The organism is Cellulophaga sp. BC115SP (genome assembly GCF_009905545.1).
GTDB classification, from domain to species: domain Bacteria; phylum Bacteroidota; class Bacteroidia; order Cytophagales; family Spirosomataceae; genus Flectobacillus; species Flectobacillus rivi.
In genome coordinates, this window is the sequence record NZ_JAAALB010000012.1 from 99,127 (window position 1) to 118,312 (window position 19,186).

Sequence of the window (19,186 nt, forward strand, 5' to 3'; positions counted from 1 at the left end):
TGATTACTGAATAAGTAAGTACTAGTGCTGAATGATGAGTTGTGAACTTTGTGTAAAAACTGACAATTAGAACCTTACATTCACAATTTAACAGTTACCACTCAGCATTATAACTTAAGTTGGTAGCAAAATCTATTTGACTGTACTATTTAATATTTCCGCAATATGTATCACTTTTACAGGGCTTTGTTGACGACGAAGTATTCCTTCCAAGTGCATCAAACAAGACATATCTCCTCCAGTAATAAACTCCACGTTCTTGTCTTCATGGTCTTTCACACGGTCTTGTCCCATGCGTACCGAAATGGCTTCTTCGGTCACACAGAACGTTCCACCAAAACCACAGCATTCGTCTTTTCGAGACAAAGAAACCAAATCCAATTGTTTGACTTGTTTCAATAATTGTTCAGGTTTTGAGAAAAAAGGAGCATTCAACTCAGACATTTGTGCCAGTTTCAAACCTCGCTGACCATGACAACTTTGATGCAAACCTACTCTGTGTGGGAAATTAGCCTCCAGATTCTCCACTTTTAGTACATCTGTCAAAAACTCTGTCAATTCATAAACTCGTTTACGAATCGTGGAAGCTTTTTCTTCTCTTTTCTCCTCATGTAAGTGTTCTTTAATATGCAAAGTACAACTTCCAGAAGGGCAAACGATATAATCAAAGCCTTCAAAATTATCGATAAACAAAGAGTTACATCCTCCTGTCAAATGTTCAAAACCGGAATTGGCCATCGGCTGACCACAGCAAGTTTGATTTAAAGGAAAATGAACCTCACATCCCAATTTTTCGAGCAACTCCAAAGTTGCCACTCCTATCTGAGGATAAAATTGGTCAACATAACAAGGAATGAATAAGCCAACACGCATAATCTTGGATATTTCATATTGGTGGCACTTGAGCGTACCACTTTAAATGTATTTCAAATTCAATAAAAGTGATCTTCAAAAAAGCCTAAAGCTATTATAATCAACAAATTGTACTTTTTTATGTTTACCCAAATATGTCAAATATTTTCAATCACCACTCAAATAAGGTATTTTACTAAAAAACTACTCTTATTTCAGACTGGTTTTCTATAACTTGAGATATAGAGGTTCAACTTAACCTTTAGGTAAAAGCGTAGGCTGACACGCATAAAACTTCAAATCTATCAAATCTCCTGGCAAAGCTTTTGAATTCCAATGCTTATGAATCGCTAATGCAGCCCCTAAAGAACTAGCCTGTGCCATCGATGCCGCAAACACTTCTAATTCAGGAAAAGCAGCAGCTAACAGGTTCATGAATATAGGATTTTTACTAAAACCACCATCTACAAAAACTCGCTTCACAGGGTAATTGTGCAAAACCAATTCCGTAGAAATTAATTGTTGGGTCATAATATCCAACATCAATTGATGGTAAGCTTCCTCAACGGATGAATAATCTGCTAAGTCACGATGTTCAAATAAAGAACTTTTTAATAGTTCATATTTATTATCCTCTTCCGAAACCGATGGGCTTTGTGCATTTTTCAATCGATCGATGATTTGTGCATCATAAGCTACGGTTTTGAAGAAATCATTTTCTACGTCAAAATGCTGTGCAATACGCTTCGTTTGAATTTCATGTTCGTAACCCGAAAACAAACGAGACGCTTTTACAGGCTTACCCTGATAGTGCATATAACACAAACAGTCATACTGCAACTCTTCAAAAGTAAGCGGAATATCATTGAATGGGTTCAGGGTAATACTCCATGTTCCCGTTGAAAGTAAAATAAAAGGTTCTTGAAAATTTATCAAATAAGGAATCAAAGCTGATGAACTATCGTGTAAGCCCACACCTACAGAAACAGCCTTATCCTCATTCGCTAATTTTACCACTTCGTCTGAATAGAAAAGTGTTGGTAGTTTTGTTTCAATTTTTTCGCGAGAAGTCCATTCGTGATACTTCTGCACTCTGAAATCCCAGAGATTGGTATGGCAACCAATACTGGTAATATCAGAATAATATTTTTTTGTAAAGAGGCTATGTAAAAATTGAGGCAAGTGAAGACAATATTTTACTTGTTCAAATATTTCAGGTTTTTCGTATTTCAAACGATAAATCTGCATACCAGAATTAAGAGAACCTAATACTGGAGACGCTGTTCTGACTGCGAATTCTTCTTCGCCACCATAAGTATCATAAAACTGCTTCTGCAACTCAGCCGAATACACTTTGAGATAATTATAGAGAGGTGTCAAGATATTTCCCTCTTCATTTACATAGACAAAACTTGCGCCATAAGTTGAAAAATTAAGTGCATTTACGACGAAATTATCCAAACCTAGCACTTCATTCCATGATTCTAATACCCATGATTGCAGCAAGTTTACATCCTCGCAAGCATCCCCATCCTCGTCGATAGTTTCGGGGAATTGCATACTTTTTTCCCAAACAATTTGGTATTGTTCGTCAAATAAAAACAGTTTTTTATTGGTTTTGCCAATATCAAAAATTGCGCAAACTGGTATCGGATTCATATTTCGGTAATGAATTTTAAAACAGCCTAAGGCCTCAACAGATATGTCAGTAAATGAAGGGAAGAATATTCCCGAGCTATTAGTCACTCGGGAATACAAATTCTAAAGTATATAGAAAAAGAGAAGAGGTTTCTCTTTTAAAATCTTACAAACCAGTAGATACAGTTTTCAGACCACGCTCAGCAATAAGATTTTCTCTTACTTTCAACTCACGGTACAATGCTACTGGGTTCAAAGCAGCACCTGCACGCAAACGAGCCTCAGCTACGATAGCACGAACATCTGTACGGAAAGCATTTTGAAGAATTTCTTGAGCACGAACTACGTCGTTGTTCTCTTGTGCATCTTCTAAGGCTTTTCTGTCTACTGAAAGGGCTTGAGCATAAGCAATCATGATAGCCTCAACAGATTGTAATAAATCCTCCAAAGGATCTTTTACATTGTGAGAAGCATCAATCATCCAACCCAAATCTTTGGCATGATTCATACCACGAGCGTCCATACCTTCAACTAATTCATTGAAAATCAAGAATAATTGATAAGGTTTTACTGAACCAGCTGTTAAATCGTCATCGCCATATTTAGAGTCGTTAAAGTGGAAACCACCCAATTTCTCTTCCATCAACAACAACGAAACAATTTGTTCGATGTTAGCGTTTGGTAAATGGTGTCCCAAGTCAACCAATGTGTAAGCCTTATCTCCCAATTTGCGAGCGTACGATAATGATTGTCCCCAATCTCCTACTGTCATTGAGTAGAAGTTTGGTTCAAATGCTTTGTACTCAACAAAGATTTTCCAATCATCTGGTAAAGCTGCGTAAATTTCTTGCAAACTTTCCAAGGTATTTTGATAAGCCTTTCTAAAGTTTAATTGACCCGGGAAGCAAGAACCATCCGACAACCAAACAGTCAATGAATCAGAACCCAACTCGATACCATGCTTAATCACCTCGATATTATGGTCGATAGCCTGCTTACGAATGGCTTTGTTTACATTTTGTAAAGAACCAAACTTATAAGTATGTTCTTGATCAGCTTGATCTTGAAATGTATTTGAATTTACTGCGTCAAACTTCAAACCATGCTGAGCTGCCAAAGCACGAATCGCTTTAGGATCAGTTGGAATATCCCATGGAATATGCAACGAAATAGCCCCAGAAGCTTTGTTCAAAGTGTGTAAAAGACCAACGTCTTCGATTTTTTCTTCCAAAGTACGTGGCTCACCACCACCTGCAAATCGTCCGAAACGAGTACCACCAGTACCTAAAGCCCAAGAAGGAATAGCAATTTGGAAGTCAACAAGTTTTTGAATGATTTCTTCGGTTCCAGCGATTTCAGAGCGAGTAAACGCCAATTTATTTTCGTGGCCTTTCAACAAAGAGTCGTTGTGTGAGGCAATTTTGTATGATTCGAGTAACATGAGATGTTTCTGTTAAAATTCGGATAGTTTGTCCTAAGGTAAATGAAATACATCAACGAGTGGTACACTTACTGGAGAGTTATCGGGATTGGCATCCATGATATCGCCCATATATTTCCACCACTTTTGCATAACTGGATGTTTAGGAAGTTCATCCATCAATGCAGGGTTTTCTATTTTTAAAACGCCAAACAGGGCATAAGTGTCTGGATCAAGGAAAATCGAATAATCCTCAATTCCTATGCTTTTGAGCAATTCTACTAGTTCAGGCCAAATTTCGTCATGACGACGCTTGTATTCTTCTACCTGTCCTTGATGCAATTGCATTTTGAAGGCAACTCGTTTCATAATTTATGGAGTGATTGAGCAAATGAGCAAATGAATGATTTTGTTTGTAAATCGCTCATTTACTCATTCGCTAAATAAATCTATCTATAGAAGCCCATTGCAACACCACCATCTACGTTCAAGGCATTTCCTGTTGATTTACCCAACAAACCACCAACAAACGCAAAACAAGCATTAGCAATATCAACTGGCAAAATGATTTCGTTCAACAACGTACGTTTGGCATAATAAGCTGGCAACTCTGCTACTGTAATACCATACGCTTTTGCACGACCTTCAGCCCAGCCACCTGCCCAAATATTTGAGTCAGAGATAACCGCATCAGGGTTAACAGTATTCACGCGGATTTTGTCAGCACCTAATTCTGCTGCCATCAATCTTGTCAAATGCGCTTGAGCCGCTTTAGCCGAACCATAACCAGGGTTGTTTGGTCCTGCAACTACCGCATTTTTAGAAACAATATTTACGATGTCACCACCAAAACCTTGCTTACGCATTACTTCGATACCAGCTTTAGAAACGATAAATTGACCTTTTACCAAAATATCATATAATCTATCCCATTCTTCTAAGCTATGATCAGCAATAGATTTTGAAATACTGATACCTGCGTTATTGATAACAATGTCAACACCACCAAATGCCAAACAAGCATTATCAAGCGCTTGCTCAGTACTAGCTGCATCTGTTACGTTCAACAAAGTAGAAGCTACCGCATCTTTTCCGAAGATTTGAACAAACTCAGCCCTTGCACCATCCAAACGCTCTTCGTTGATGTCGTTGATAATAACACAAGCACCTTCTTCAGCAAATTTCTTAGCAATTGCTTTACCAATACCACCAGCAGAACCAGTCACTAATGCCACACGACCTGACAATGCTTTTGGTTTTGGCATTCTTTGCAATTTTGCTTCTTCCAACAACCAGTATTCAATATCAAAAGCCTCCTGACGTGGCAATGAAGTATATTCAGAAACAGCTTCAGCACCTTTCATTACATTCACAGCGTTGATGTAATATTCTGATGCCAAACGAGCTGTAGTTTTATCTTTTGCAAAAGTAAACATACCTACACCAGGGTAAAGAATTACTACTGGGTTCGGGTCGCGCATCGCTGGCGAGTTATCATGCTTACAAGTGTTATAGTACTCTGTGTACATCGCACGGTATGCCTCAAACGCAGGAGTCAATTTAGCTTTAATGCCTGCTACATTAGATAAATCTTCGCTTGGAGCCAATTCCAATACTAAAGGAGAAATTTTAGTACGCAAGAAGTGGTCAGGACATGATGTGCCAAGTGGAGCTAATTTCTCTAAATCGTTAGAGTTGATGAATTCCAAAACACGTATATCATCTGTGAAATGGCCAATCATTTGGCGCTCTGATGAGCAGAAACCACGTAAAATTGGTGCAACTTTAGCCGCTTGTAATTTACGATCAGCTTCTGGCAAACTATCGATTTTAGCACCTCCAAACACTGGACGAGATTTACCGTAGTTAGATTCCAAATATTCAGCACATTTCTCAATTACTTCCAGCGTGTTGATATAACTTTCGTAAGCAGTGTCGCCCCAAGTAAACAAACCGTGAGAACCCAACATGATACCACGAAGCTTGATTCCTTTAGCAGCAGCTTCTTCCAAACAAGCACGCAATTGCAATCCTAAGTCGAAACCTGGACGTTGCCAGCCTACCCAGCCAATTTCGCCATTAAATAATTCTTCTGTGATTTTTTGACCATCTTTCGCAGCGGCAATAGCAATCGCAGCATCTGGGTGAAGGTGATCGATATGAGCAAATGGAAGGAATCCATGAAGAGGCGTATCAATTGATGGCGCTTTTGAATCCAAATCAAATATACAATGGTTGAACAATGCTACCATTTCATCTTCAAATTCGATTCCACGATATACATTTTCCAATGAACGAAGTCTATCTACGTACAACGCAGCGCAACCGCTTTTTTTCAAAGTACCGATGTCACCACCCGAACCTTTAATCCACATTATGTCCGTTTCCTGACCTGTAAGCGGATCCACATCTTTGAGCTTTACAGAAGTGTTACCACCACCATAGTTAGTCAAACGAAGGTCGGCACCCAACATGTTTGAACGGTAAATGAAAAGAGCTACTTCATCGCCTGCCAACGCTGCTGCTTTGGCATCGTCCCATAAATAGCTTACATGCTTAAATTTAGTTGCATCCACTGTTGAAATCGTTGTCATTGTTTTTTGGTATTTGATATTCAAGCGAATTTGCATCGCTTTTGAATAGATTGTTTTATTTCTGTTTAAAGGGTAATTAAAGATAGATTTAAAATTTCGTTATGTGATTAATCCCAAAAATTTCTCTATCATTTATTCTATATCGAATTGTTTTTTTCTTAGATAGCACAAACTTAACAGTTGTAATTCAGTCAACTTTCCTTTACCGTCCTGTATCAAACAAATAAATAATCATAAGTAATTGATTTACTGAACATTATATCATAAAAATATTTTGTTTTTTTATAAAATTGTTTAATTTTTCTACCTAAAAACCACACCTTTGGTAGAAAAACAACTTTCCTTTATGATAAAAGGAGTAATTTTGACTTGAAAAGAGACGATTCACAATGAAAAAAAAGTCAATGGAGCTTCCTGCTTCAATCGAAGCTTATATTAATGCTAAAACACCGCTTTTGTTGGTGTTTCATGCACAATGGTGTCAGCCTTGCAAAGGACTTACTCCAATCTTAACTGATTTGAGCAAACAAATGGGTGATGGGATATTGATACAAAAAATAGATGTGGATAGAGAGAAAAATATAAGCGACTATTTTGGTGTAAAAAGTATGCCTACCCTGTTTTTATTTCAACAAGGCGAGCTTATTTGGAAACACGTGGGTATTATCACCAAAAGTTCATTGGAGCAGGTTATTAAGACCAAAACTGTCAAACCCTATTTACTCAAATAACAGAAAAGGCATTGGACTAATTAGTTCAATGCCTTTTCTGTTATTCTTTACTAGTAGGTCAATCTCAAGCCTATTTCTTTTGCTTTAGGTAGATATTCATCTTTGATATATCCAAATACGGGAAATTCGGCCTCTAAAATATTCATTACGATTCCATAAAAACCAGTTCCTAGGTTAAAATAAGTCAGAAACGTATCAATAGATATTTGTCCACCACAAAACTGGAGATAACTATCATACTGCATCGATCCAAGTAAATTAGCGCTCATTCTGTCGAGAATACTTAAGTATAGCTGAGGATTTTGATTTAGTATGTTATTGGCTTCATGCCGCTTGGCATTAGTATACTCCTCTAATAGTTGATCTTTCCGATATTGTTGTTCTTTTTTACGTTGAACTTCCGCCTTTTGGGTGGCTTGTATTCTTTTGGCTTCCTCTTTCTTTTTTACCTCCCGTTGCTGTGCGTGCATTAGGTCTGGACTTTTTACCATGATGGTCAAATAACCTCCAATATTTTTGATATTTCGTCCAGTAGCAAGTTCTTTTTTCAGATAGTTAATTGCTAGTTGTATTTGCTCGACAGATATTTCATCAAGCCACTCTTTAATGGTGTGCTGCGTAATTCCAAAATCTTTTACCTGCTCGTAAATTAAGTTTAGAGTCTCGTTTGCTTGAATTTCTATTGATTGCGTTATCAACGGCAATGGGTCTTTATTAGCCTCTTTAAAACTAGCCGATATTTGCTCTACCAATGGATCTTCAACTTCCTCTAGTTTATTTTTCTTTACCACAAACCTTAATTTAACGACTTTTTTCCCTTGTTTGATTTCGTTAAACTCAAAATACAATTCCGAATTTTTCATTAACTCGTTTTGTGCTTGTACAACTACTTTCATTTTAAAATCAAAATAGTTTTTGTACTTGTGCTCAATGTTAAACATTCTTTTGAGCTTATCTACTTCAAATTCAAATGTCCCGATGCGTTCTTTCTCTTTACATATTTCATAAAAACGCATTGCATACGAGCTATCTAGCCGTAAAATATTTCGAATATCTAATACCGTAAAGTTTTCTTTGAGTTGTAATAAAAACGGTTTTAGGAGATTGGGAAATTCTAATACAAAATACCCTTCTTTTTTGAAATATACATAGCCACTTATCAAGTGTGAATCTAATTCTATGCGATCGTCTTTGTAATAAACTTTCTTGTCAATCATCTTCTTCACCTCTTGTTGCAGGTGCGAATACAAACTTCCTCCTTCTACACCAGTAAATTTTTGAAAGTCTTTCACTGTGATAGTTAGTGGTACAAAACTTTCTTTGCTGATGTCCAATAACGACAGCATGTAAATAAAAAGCTTCATTTGAGTCGGAGTTAACTCAAAACGAGCTTCTATCAGAGGATTGCCCTTGACAATCCGATAAGGGTCTTTGGTCACGCTATCCAAAGCTTGCTCTCTTTTCTCTGTCTTCATATCTTCCATGACATTAGGGAAACCGAGTATTTATACTAATTGGCTTAGAATGAAATACTTAATTTTTTATTAAGACCCTTAATCAAAAAATTGTCACAGACTTCGGTTTCTTTCCTTTATTGTACAAAAATAAGAGTAATTAAAAAAAAAGCATCACAAAAACTACTTTAAATTTATACAGGTAGTTTTAAGCACCATAAAAGTAGTTTTAATGCACCATAAAAGTAGTTTTAAGCACCATAAAAGTAGTTTTAATGCACCATAAAAGTAGTTTTAAGCACCATAAAAGTAGTTTTAATGGTGCTTAAAAAACTGAAAATCAAATAGTTACAAACCCCTAAAAGATTTAAAAGAATAAAAGATTTAAAAGACAACAAAGGAAATTGTTGATTTTTTATTAATTTTTTTCTTAAAAATTCAAGTTTAAAAATCTTCTAAAATTAGTCATGGATAAAATTCGTACGAGAAAGAATTGAAAGTGGAGACACCATAAAAGTAGTTTTTAGTGAAAGTAGTTAAAACAGCACCTGCACCATAAAAGTAGTTTTTATAAAACGATAAAAATTGACCAAACACCATAAAAGTAGTTTTTTTAAAGCTGTAAAAAATCCTCATGGCACCATAAAAGTAGTTTTTGAGTAACTCGATAGAAGAATATAGACACCATAAAAGTCTTTTTTGAATTTATGATTAGACCTTGTAATGCACCATAAAAGTAGTTTTTTGAAATTCCATCAAAATTATAAATGACACCATAAAAGTCGTTTTTATTGTTGGCTTATCTTTTACAAATTGACACCATAAAAGTCGTTTTTACTTTCAATAAAATATGTTGCTTAAAGAAAGAATTATTATAAGGTAGTTGTATCAAAACTGATACCTTTTTGGTATATTTGTATGAAATGTAATACAAACGATTTTACCTATGATAAGCCAAGAATTAGTCCTAAAATTCTTAAGACATAATCCAGCACTTTCTGTTTCGACTGTAGAAAAGGAATCAACCCTAGCGAAAGGAACACTTACCAAAGCCATCACAGGCGAGCGAAATCTGAATGAAAGGCATTTAGCTGCGCTATTACCAGTATTGACTAAATATGGATATTCGCCGAATCTTTATCAAAACGCTCGTGTGATTTCGATAATTAATCACAAAGGAGGTGTTGGTAAAACTACTACGACAGGTTCTTTGGGGGAAGCTTTAGCCAGAAAGGGATTTAATGTATTATTGATAGACATGGATCCTCAGGGAAATTTGTCTCAAATACTAGGAGTAGATACCCCAGAAAAGCAAGTTGTAGATGCCCTGCTGAAAGCAGATGAGTTGCCAGTCATGAATATTGCTCCAAATTTAGATCTAAGTCCATCAGATATAGATTTGGCCAAGGCCGAAATAGAATTAATTATTTCTTTGGGGGGAGTGTCGAGGCTCAAGAACAAATTAGTCCCATTGATGGAGCAATACGATTACATTCTGATCGATTGCCCTCCCTCGCTCAACGCACTTACCTCTTCGGCATTGATTGCATCCAAAAGCTGTTTAATCACACTTCAACCGGAGATATCTGCTGTAAAAGGATTAAACACCCTTTTAGATAGAATCTCGGAAGTTCGTACAAGCTGGAACCCTGCTATTGAAATAGATGGAATCGTATTTACCATGGTAAAGAAAAACTCTGTACACGATGGCGTGAAAGAACACGTTAGAGAAAGTATGTCACAGTTCAGAGTATTTCGTACTGAAATAAAACATCTTGTAGATTTTCAAAAAGCACAAATAGAACAAAGCACAATATCCAAATTTGCTGAAAATTCGGAAGCAGCCAAATTGTATCGTGAGTTTTCGGAAGAGTTTATACAGTATTTACAAGTGGTAAAATAGAGATTAGATGAAAGCAAATTTTAAAGACGTTATAGCCTCCAAAACCAAGCAAGCCTTGGGTAGTAATCTCATATCCCTCGAGGCCATCAAGCAAAACATACAAATCCTTGAAGAACTTCGCGATTTTATACCTCCTTTGAGTGTTGAAGAATCTCAACAACTTGAACAAAACATTTTAAAATACGGATGTAAAGATGCACTATTGGTATGGGAAACCACTCGAAGTGTAGCTGGATTAAGTCTCACAGAAGACTCCACACCAGCCTATATCCTAATAGATGGACACAACCGCTATCGAATTTGTCAAACCAATCAATTGAATTTCAATATTCAATTACTGTCTTTTAACACCTTGAAGGAAGTAAAAGACTATATGATTGATTTGCAATTGGGGCGTCGTAATCTTACACCTCAACAGGCATCTTATTTCAGAGGTTTGCGCTATAACAACGAAAAATCTGAAAGAGGTAAATATGACCGTGTTACTGACGAAGGACTCATTAACGTCGATGATTATTTTGAAAGTAAGAAGGTGAAAGTTTCCACAGCATCGAAACTATCTGAGGAATATAAAGTAAGTCCTGCTACAATTCGCCGTGATGCTGAGTTTGCTGAAGGGCTGGGAAAATTGTCTACCACCTTACGAAATGAAGTCTTGGCTGGAAATCAAAATATTGAAAAAGGGCTTTTACAAAAAGTCGCTAAAGTAAGGGAGTTACCTAAACCTATTGAAAGCGCTGATGAATTGGTAACGGTGTTACAAACAAGTGGATTAGTAGAAAGAGTTGAAACCGTTCCAACAGACCATACACTTGTCAATTGTTCCAATGAAATTATAGCCCTTGTAAAGAAAATTGTTAATGCAAAGGATAAAGAAAGACTAGAAGAATTAAAAAAGTTAGTTGGTAAACTAGAAGAATTACTTTAACAAAAAAGAGGTCAATCGACCTCTTTTTTGTTATCAACCATATTGCTCATTTTGAGCACTATGGTTTGAGCATTCTCATCACTATCATAATGCTCATTTTGAGCATTATGGTTTGAGCGTTTTGATCATTATCATATTGCTCATTTTGAGCACTATGGTTTGAGCGTTTCAGAGAGCATGATCAATGACAAATAGATATCAAGGGCAAGTAGCTATTTCTTAACAATGCTAAAATATAATTTTGAATAAAGAGCGTATTCTAAAATAATCAAAAAGTAAAATGAATATTAAGTAGAATATAATTTCTTTAAGAGAATTTATAAATTTTCATTTGGAGGTTGATATTTCATGGATTTTTTCACTTTTTTTACATAAATCCATGATTGAACCTTCAAAATAATCTCGTATGTCTTTAAAAGTTGCGATTTCTCATAAAACTAAGTATAAGTTTGATCGTAGCGTCAGCTTGTCTCCCCATATTTTTAGATTAAGACCTGCACCGCATTCACGAACTGCGATTGAAGGATATTCTTTAAAGATTACTCCTGAAGAGCATTTTATTAACTGGCAGCAAGATCCATTTGGAAATTATCAAGCAAGAGTTGTCTTTCCTGAAAAAACAAAAGAGCTAAGTGTAGAAGTTGAGGTAATAGCTCGCATGGAAGTGATTAATCCTTTTGACTTTTTCGTGGAAGAATATGCTGAAAAATTTCCGTTCAGATACGATGAGATTTTAGCAAAAGAATTAGTACCATATCTAGAAGCACGTGAATCAGGACCATTGTTGACGGAGTTTTTGAAAGAAGTAGAAGCTCAGGAAGATATTAATACTGTTGATTTTTTGGTGTATGCCAATCAAAAAGTCTATGGTCATCTTGATTACAATATTCGGATGGAGCCAGGGGTACAAACTTGCGAAGACACACTAACAATTAAAAGTGGGAGTTGTCGTGATTCAGCCTGGTTACTGGTTCAGATTCTACGTCATAAAGGTATTGCTGCTCGATTTGTATCTGGCTATTTGGTTCAACTAACGCCAGATGTAAAGTCATTGGACGGTCCTTCTGGTCCAGAAGAAGATTTTACAGATTTACATGCTTGGGTAGAAGCATATATTCCAGGTGCAGGATGGATTGGATTAGATCCAACATCAGGATTATTTGCAGGAGAAGGACACATTCCGCTGTGTTGTACACCTGATTATGCGAGTGCGGCACCTGTTACTGGAGCTACAGATATTTGTGAAGTAACTTTTGAGTTTGATAATAAAGTTTTCCGTATTCATGAAGACCCAAGGGTAACCAAACCTTACACTGACGAACAGTGGGAGAAAATCATGAAAGTTGGGAATATCGTAGAGAAAGATTTACAAGAAGGGGATGTGCGTATGACGATGGGAGGAGAGCCAACCTTTGTATCAATCGACGATTTTGAGTCTCCTGAATGGAACTCTACCGCCGATGGACCACTCAAGCGACAACTTGCCTATAATCTTGCTTTGCGCCTTAAAAATCGCTTTGCTCATGGAGGCTTATTGCATTTTGGGCAAGGAAAATGGTATCCTGGTGAATTGTTCCCACGTTGGCAGTATGCCCTTTACTGGAGAAAAGACGGACATACTATTTGGAAAAATGATGACCTTATCGCAAAAGAAGGACAAACAAATTATACTTTCCACGATGCTGAATTATTTGCAACAGAGCTCACCAAATACTTGGGTATTCGTCCGAGTAATTTATGCCCTGCTTTTGAAGACCCTATTTATTGGACGTTAGAAGAAGGTAAATTACCTGTGAATGTAGACCCATTGGCAGTCAACCTAAAGGATTCGATTGAACGTCGAACCTTAGCCAAGGTATTGGAAAAGGGCTTAAATAACCCTGTAGGTTTTGCCTTACCCATACGATGGAACTGGAATACCAGCTCATGGACTAGTTGTGTTTGGGAATTTAGAAGAGAGAATTGCTTTTTAATTCCGGGTAATTCTCCTGTAGGTTTAAGATTGCCGTTAAATTCTTTACCCGCAATTTCTAAATTTCAAAGAGAAGAACCGCTAGAACGTAGTCCATTTGAAGATTTACCCGAACTGGGAGATTATAGTGCGGTTGCCGAGGCACGATATGGATCTGAAGCACCCGACTATGTGGCTCCTGTCAAAAAAGCCTCCAAAATCAAGGATGAAGAAAAAATAAAGAAGGCAGATGACTTGGAAGAAAAGCCTTTGTTGTTTGAAGTAAATACGATTCAAACAACCTTGGTAATTGAGGAAAGAGAAGGAATCCTATATGCCTTCTTGCCTCCAACAGAATACCTAGAGCATTATTTAGATCTTATCGCTTCTATTGAGGCTACCGCAGAGAAACTGCAAATGCCTATCAGAATAGAAGGATATACCCCTCCATCTGATTATAGAATGGAGAAACTTGTGGTGTCGCCAGACCCTGGGGTAATTGAGGTAAATATTCACCCATCAAAAAATTGGCAGGAGTTAGTCGACAATACCACGGCTTTGTATGAAGAAGCATTTCTGTCGAGATTAGGTACAGAAAAGTTTATGGTAGATGGACGACACACAGGAACAGGTGGTGGTAACCACGTAACGATTGGTGGAGCAAAACCTGCTGATAGTCCGATTTTACGTCGCCCTGATTTATTGCGTAGTTTAGTTACTTATTGGCAGCATCACCCTGTATTGAGTTATTTATTTGCTGGGTCATTTATTGGTCCAACAAGTCAAGCACCACGAGTTGACGAAGGTCGTGACGAGCGTTTATATGAACTCGAAATTGCTTTTGACCAAATCCCAGACGATGGCAATGTGCCATTTTGGATGGTAGATCGAATTTTCAGGAATCTCTTGGTTGATATTACAGGAAACACACACCGTACCGAATTTTGTATAGATAAGCTGTATTCACCCGATTCTTCTACAGGTCGTTTGGGAATTCTTGAGTTTAGAGCTTTTGATATGCCACCACACAAGCACATGAATTTAGTACAAAATTTACTAGTTCGTGCCTTGATTGCTAAGTTTTGGAAACAGCCATATAAGAAAAAGTTAGTTCGTTGGGGAACAGAATTGCATGATAGATTTTTACTGCCTCACTTCGCCTATTTGGATATGATTGATGTAGTAAACGATTTGAAAGATGCAGGCTATGATTTTGATATTTCATGGTTTGATGCCTTTTTCGAATTCAGATTCCCACACCATGGTGGGGTAACTGTCGATAATCTACAACTGGAGCTTCGTTTAGGAATCGAGCCTTGGCATGTACTTGGCGAAGAACTCTCAAATTCTGGCACCGCTCGTTTTGTGGACTCATCATTAGAAAAACTACAAGTTAAAGTTTCTGGATTTGTTCAAGATCGACATATTTTAGTTTGTAATGGATGTCGAGTGCCATTACGTCCAACAGGAACTAAAGGCGAATATGTAGCTGGAATCAGATACAAAGCTTGGAATCCACCGTCTGCTCTCCATCCTACAGTTGGTGTCGATGCACCATTGGTATTTGATATTGTAGATACTTGGAATAACCGTGTGATTGGTGGATGTACCTATTTTGTATCACACCCAGGCGGAAGAAGTTTTGATACGTATCCGATTAATAGCTACGAAGCCGAGTCGAGAAGAATTAGTCGCTTCTGGGGCTTTGGACATACTCCATCGACAACAGATATGGTGCCTGCTCCTGTTAGATTTAATACAGCGCCTTCACGATTTGTGGCTGAAAACAAAAAGGAAATGAAAATCGATACGCCTGTTGAACTTATCAATGCTGAATATCCTACTACACTCGACTTGAGAAGATTCTGGAAGGCGAGATAAGTTTATCTGTAGTGCTAGGAGTGGTAAGATATGAGTTTAAAAATGTTTACAGACTCCTAACTTATCATTGTGTAGAAAACAATTGAGTAAGACTTTTGAAAGGGATAGGTTATCTGATGTTTTTTGATTCGTCGGGATAACCTATCCTTGTATTTTTTTCGTAAATACTTACATTTATACTTTTTACGCTCATAGAATTATATGAGATAAATAAATCGTAAATGATTTACCATTTTGCAGTCAATATTTTGAGTGCTTGCTTATGATAATATGATTACTGAAGTGAAAGATAGTTTACTCAAAGCATACCTTGGCGAAATAGAGTCTTACGACGAAATTTTGGACGCCAATCAACAAGTAAAACCTTATTGGAAAAAAATGTTTGATACCCTCGAAAAGTTGGGTATGGAACAACTGGTGGTGCGTAGTCAGGAATTAGCTAATAAACTACGTGAAAATGGTGTTACTTACAACGTATATGGTAGTTCTGAGGTAAGCGCTAGACCTTGGCAATTAGACCCTATTCCTTTTTTATTGGAAAAGTCAGAATGGGATTTGATATCGGAAGGGTTGAAGCAAAGAGCCGTGGTGTTGGATTTGATGCTGAAAGATATTTATGGACCTCAACTTTTAGTAAAAGAAGGTATATTACCTCCTGAGTTGATTTACGAAAATAGTGGCTTCTTTCGCCCTTGTATGGATGTAAAATTAGCATCCGAAAAACAATTACTTGTTCATGCCGTAGATATAGCCCGTGGACCAGATGGTCGCATGTGGGTAGTCGATAACCGAACACAAGCGCCTTCGGGATCTGGATATGCACTCGAAAACCGTACGGTTATGAGTGCCATATTGCCTGAACTGACTACTGGAATGACGGTCAATCGTCTTTCTCCATTTTTCAAAACTTTTCATAAAGAAGTTACTGCTCTGACAGGAAAAAGTCGAGAACACCCGACTATTGTGTACCTGACCCCAGGTTCAGGTAATGAAACCTATTTCGAGCATGCGTATTTGGCTTCGTATTTGGGCTATACTTTGGTTCAGGGCGATGATTTAGTAGTGAGAGATGGTTTTGTATGGCTACGTTCAATAGATGGCTTAGAAAAGGTTGATGTGATAATTCGTCGAGTAGATGACGATTGGTGTGATCCGCTTGAGTTGCGGGAGGATTCTCGATTGGGCATTCCTGGCTTATTACAGGCTATGCGCTTAGGCAATGTAGCAGTGGTCAATACACCAGGAGCTGGAGTTCTTGAAAATAGTGGTCTTTTAGCTTTTATGGCGGCTGCTTGTCGCTTTTTTCTGAAAGAAGAGTTGATATTACCTTCCATTGCCACATGGTGGTGTGGACATCAACATGAACTCAATTATGTGATTGAAAACCTGCCTCAACTTATCATTAAAAAAGCGAATCGTAAGCAAGTTTTTCGTTCTGTATATGGCAGATTGTTAACGCCAGAACAGCGAGAAGAGTTAATACAACAAATTTTACTGGCACCTCACGAATACGTTGCCCAAGAAGAAATTGGACTTTCGACCACACCAGCCTTGGTAAATGGGAAGTTGGTGCCTCGTTTGGCGGCGCTTCGAGCTTACTTGGTAGCCAATGGCGACGACTATATGGTTATGCAAGGTGGGCTGACAAGAAGTTCTGCTGTAAAAGGTCGTTTTGAAGTTTCACATCAACATGGGGGGTGTTCTAAAGATACTTGGATTGTATCTGACACTGAAATAGCGCAAAAGGAGATTCGCATCGAAATGCCCAAAGAGTCGGTGCATCATCATACTTCCTTGCCTAGTAGAAGTGCTGAGAATCTTTTTTGGGTTGGTCGTTATGCCGAGCGAACTATGTCGACTACCAAATATATCAAGTTGTTGATTAATGCACTCCATGAAAGTGTCAAGTTTGGGAATGCTTCAAAGTCAGAACATATCGAAGTTTTGTTGAAAGGTCTAACACATTTGACGTTAACTTATCCTGGATTTTTAGATGAGGAAAAACCTGAGCTATTGGCTAATCCTTACTCCGAAATACACAAGATAGTTCATGATCTTAAAATATTGGGCTCCGTGGCTTCCAGTACTGAAGCTTTTTTGAGAGGTGTGATTTCAGTTAGTGATCGGTGGAATCATGATACATGGCGTGCTATTTACTCGATTGAGAATACATTTAAAAAAATTAAACGACCCGACGATGCTTATTCTAATAGCAACACCATGCAAAAGCTATTAGATAAACTTCATGCACGTTTATTTACTTTTTACGGAATTGTAGCCGATACTATGCCAAGGGATAGTGGGTTTTATTTGTTCGAATCTGGAAAATTTATTGAAAGAATTTTACTAAAAATTAGTACAATTCGTGCTTGTTTTAGCTTTAAAAGCGAATCCCACATTGAGAATGAACTTATTGAAGCAGTTCTTATCAACCATCATTTGTTGATTCATTATCGACAGCTTTATAAATCCAACTTGAATTTGGAAGCCATGCTTGATATGATTTTTTTGGAAACAAAACTACCTTATTCTTTGGCTTTTCAGTTGGATGAACTGGGGCGTTGTTTATCAGAATTACCTAAACCATCACATACAGAGCGTCTCAATTTGGCACAGAAGGCTGTCCTTCAGGCGACTATGAAAATCAAACTCGCTGATGTTTCTCAAATGGTCATTTTCGAGCAAGATACCTTGTATCGTGAATACTTAGATAGCTTACTGGCAGATGTATTCGATTTAATCTTATCAGTAAACAACTCTTTGACAAATTTGTACTTTACTCATACTGAAATACAACATTCTTTTTTGAGTAGTACCGAAAATTCGAGTCAGAATGAAATATAACTTAATTCATAAAACTTCCTATAAATATTACGAGACAGTTAATAATTATCATAGTTTGGTGTGTTTGAAACCGAAAGATTTGGAAGGTCAAGTTTGTGATAGTTTTAAATTAACAATAACACCATCTCCCAATGAAATTATTGAAAGAAAAGATTATTTTGGAAATACTGTCCACTATTTTTCAATCCATGTTCCTCATCAAGAATTGATTGTACAGGCTGTTAGTAAAGTACATAGTTTACCCAAAATTCAAAAGAATATATCTACCATATCAGTTCAAGATTGTAAAAATATGCTTTGGAATAACCGTGAACTTAAAGTTGAACTTTTACAATATATGCTACCAAGTCCATTTATTAATTGGGACGCTGAAATACAAGAGTTTGCGCTTAGTTGCTTGCAAGGTAATATTGTACTTTATGAAGGTGTCATGCAGTTATGTCATAAGATTTTCAAAGAGTTTAAGTTTGTTTCAAATACTACTTCTATTTATACGCCTATCAAAACGGTGTTAAAAGAACGAAGAGGGGTTTGTCAAGATTTTTCTCATTTAGCGATTGCTTGTCTTCGAAGTATGGGACTGGCAGCGAGATATGTTAGCGGGTATATTGAAACGCTTCCTCCAATTGGACAACAGAAGTTACAAGGCTCGGATGCTTCTCACGCTTGGATTTCGGTGTATATCCCTGAGATGGGCTGGTGTGAATTTGACCCGACGAATGACATGATTCCTCAGGAGCGTCATATTATTACAGCTTATGGTCGTGACTATAGCGATGTAGCTCCATTGAAAGGAGTAATCTTTAGTTCTGGTGGGCACCAATTGTCGGTTTCGGTAGATGTAATTCCTGTTTAATAAATGATAAACAAAAGATAATAATTCAAGTAAAATAGTGATAGAAAGGATAACCCTACTGAGTTATCCTTTTTTTGTATCTATCGATTTATTTCCCTTATCTGACTAAAAATTAACATGAATTATATAAAAAT

Annotated in this window: 12 protein-coding genes; 6 read left to right on the plus strand and 6 right to left on the minus strand. The window is 37.1% G+C overall.

The window, feature by feature from the left end; translation table 11 throughout:
- Positions 1-132: 132 nt before the first annotated feature.
- From GVN22_RS11590 to GVN22_RS11610, 5 genes are all read right to left on the minus strand, one after another.
- A complete protein-coding gene (locus tag GVN22_RS11590; protein WP_166551189.1) occupies positions 133-873 on the minus strand; it encodes a (Fe-S)-binding protein in 741 nt (246 codons plus the stop codon).
- A 234-nt stretch (positions 874-1,107) separates the two neighbouring features.
- Complete coding sequence (locus GVN22_RS11595; RefSeq protein ID WP_205690868.1) at positions 1,108-2,511, minus strand: FGGY-family carbohydrate kinase; 1,404 nt, start codon at positions 2,509-2,511, stop codon at positions 1,108-1,110.
- Positions 2,512-2,656: 145 nt separating this feature from the next.
- Positions 2,657-3,931 (minus strand): TIM barrel protein, encoded by a 1,275-nt coding sequence (locus GVN22_RS11600; protein ID WP_166551190.1) that lies wholly within the window; start codon positions 3,929-3,931, stop codon positions 2,657-2,659.
- A gap of 33 nt (positions 3,932-3,964) precedes the next feature.
- Positions 3,965-4,279 carry an L-rhamnose mutarotase gene (gene rhaM / locus GVN22_RS11605; protein WP_166551191.1) on the minus strand — a complete coding sequence of 105 codons (315 nt, stop codon included), beginning with the start codon at positions 4,277-4,279 and terminating at the stop codon, positions 3,965-3,967.
- Positions 4,280-4,359: 80 nt separating this feature from the next.
- The gene (locus GVN22_RS11610) at positions 4,360-6,504 is read right to left on the minus strand and encodes a bifunctional aldolase/short-chain dehydrogenase (RefSeq protein WP_166551192.1); all 2,145 of its coding nucleotides are present in this window, start codon (positions 6,502-6,504) and stop codon (positions 4,360-4,362) included.
- Positions 6,505-6,893: 389 nt separating this feature from the next.
- On the opposite strand from GVN22_RS11610, the gene GVN22_RS11615 reads away from it, so the two are divergent.
- Positions 6,894-7,235: a co-chaperone YbbN gene (locus tag GVN22_RS11615; protein WP_166551193.1), complete on the plus strand. Its 342-nt coding sequence runs from the start codon at positions 6,894-6,896 to the stop codon at positions 7,233-7,235.
- Positions 7,236-7,285: 50 nt separating this feature from the next.
- On the opposite strand, the gene GVN22_RS11620 is transcribed toward GVN22_RS11615, so the two are convergent.
- Complete coding sequence (locus GVN22_RS11620; protein ID WP_166551194.1) at positions 7,286-8,710, minus strand: replication initiation protein; 1,425 nt, start codon at positions 8,708-8,710, stop codon at positions 7,286-7,288.
- Between the two features lie 925 nt (positions 8,711-9,635).
- Here GVN22_RS11620 and GVN22_RS11625 point away from each other — a divergent pair.
- The 5 genes from GVN22_RS11625 (at position 9,636) to GVN22_RS11645 (ending at position 19,052) form a co-directional block, all read left to right on the plus strand.
- Positions 9,636-10,592, plus strand: coding sequence for a ParA family protein (locus GVN22_RS11625; protein WP_166551195.1), 957 nt, complete (start codon positions 9,636-9,638; stop codon positions 10,590-10,592).
- A 7-nt stretch (positions 10,593-10,599) separates the two neighbouring features.
- The gene (locus GVN22_RS11630) at positions 10,600-11,520 is read left to right on the plus strand and encodes a hypothetical protein (protein WP_166551196.1); all 921 of its coding nucleotides are present in this window, start codon (positions 10,600-10,602) and stop codon (positions 11,518-11,520) included.
- A gap of 406 nt (positions 11,521-11,926) precedes the next feature.
- Complete coding sequence (locus GVN22_RS11635) at positions 11,927-15,352, plus strand: DUF2126 domain-containing protein (RefSeq protein WP_166551197.1); 3,426 nt, start codon at positions 11,927-11,929, stop codon at positions 15,350-15,352.
- Between the two features lie 270 nt (positions 15,353-15,622).
- Complete coding sequence (locus GVN22_RS11640) at positions 15,623-18,196, plus strand: circularly permuted type 2 ATP-grasp protein (RefSeq protein ID WP_166551198.1); 2,574 nt, start codon at positions 15,623-15,625, stop codon at positions 18,194-18,196.
- Positions 18,186-19,052 carry a transglutaminase family protein gene (locus GVN22_RS11645; RefSeq protein WP_166551199.1) on the plus strand — a complete coding sequence of 289 codons (867 nt, stop codon included), beginning with the start codon at positions 18,186-18,188 and terminating at the stop codon, positions 19,050-19,052. Before GVN22_RS11640 ends, GVN22_RS11645 begins: the two co-directional genes overlap by 11 nt.
- Positions 19,053-19,186: the final 134 nt, after the last annotated feature.

Coding starts and splice junctions, on each gene's coding strand:
- GVN22_RS11590 (WP_166551189.1), bottom strand. CDS start 873: ATGCGTGTTGGCTTATTCATTCCTTGTTATGTTGACCAATTTTATCCT.
- GVN22_RS11595 (WP_205690868.1), bottom strand. CDS start 2,511: ATGAATCCGATACCAGTTTGCGCAATTTTTGATATTGGCAAAACCAAT.
- GVN22_RS11600 (WP_166551190.1), bottom strand. CDS start 3,931: ATGTTACTCGAATCATACAAAATTGCCTCACACAACGACTCTTTGTTG.
- rhaM (WP_166551191.1), bottom strand. CDS start 4,279: ATGAAACGAGTTGCCTTCAAAATGCAATTGCATCAAGGACAGGTAGAA.
- GVN22_RS11610 (WP_166551192.1), bottom strand. CDS start 6,504: ATGACAACGATTTCAACAGTGGATGCAACTAAATTTAAGCATGTAAGC.
- GVN22_RS11615 (WP_166551193.1), top strand. CDS start 6,894: ATGAAAAAAAAGTCAATGGAGCTTCCTGCTTCAATCGAAGCTTATATT.
- GVN22_RS11620 (WP_166551194.1), bottom strand. CDS start 8,710: ATGAAGACAGAGAAAAGAGAGCAAGCTTTGGATAGCGTGACCAAAGAC.
- GVN22_RS11625 (WP_166551195.1), top strand. CDS start 9,636: ATGATAAGCCAAGAATTAGTCCTAAAATTCTTAAGACATAATCCAGCA.
- GVN22_RS11630 (WP_166551196.1), top strand. CDS start 10,600: ATGAAAGCAAATTTTAAAGACGTTATAGCCTCCAAAACCAAGCAAGCC.
- GVN22_RS11635 (WP_166551197.1), top strand. CDS start 11,927: ATGTCTTTAAAAGTTGCGATTTCTCATAAAACTAAGTATAAGTTTGAT.
- GVN22_RS11640 (WP_166551198.1), top strand. CDS start 15,623: ATGATTACTGAAGTGAAAGATAGTTTACTCAAAGCATACCTTGGCGAA.
- GVN22_RS11645 (WP_166551199.1), top strand. CDS start 18,186: ATGAAATATAACTTAATTCATAAAACTTCCTATAAATATTACGAGACA.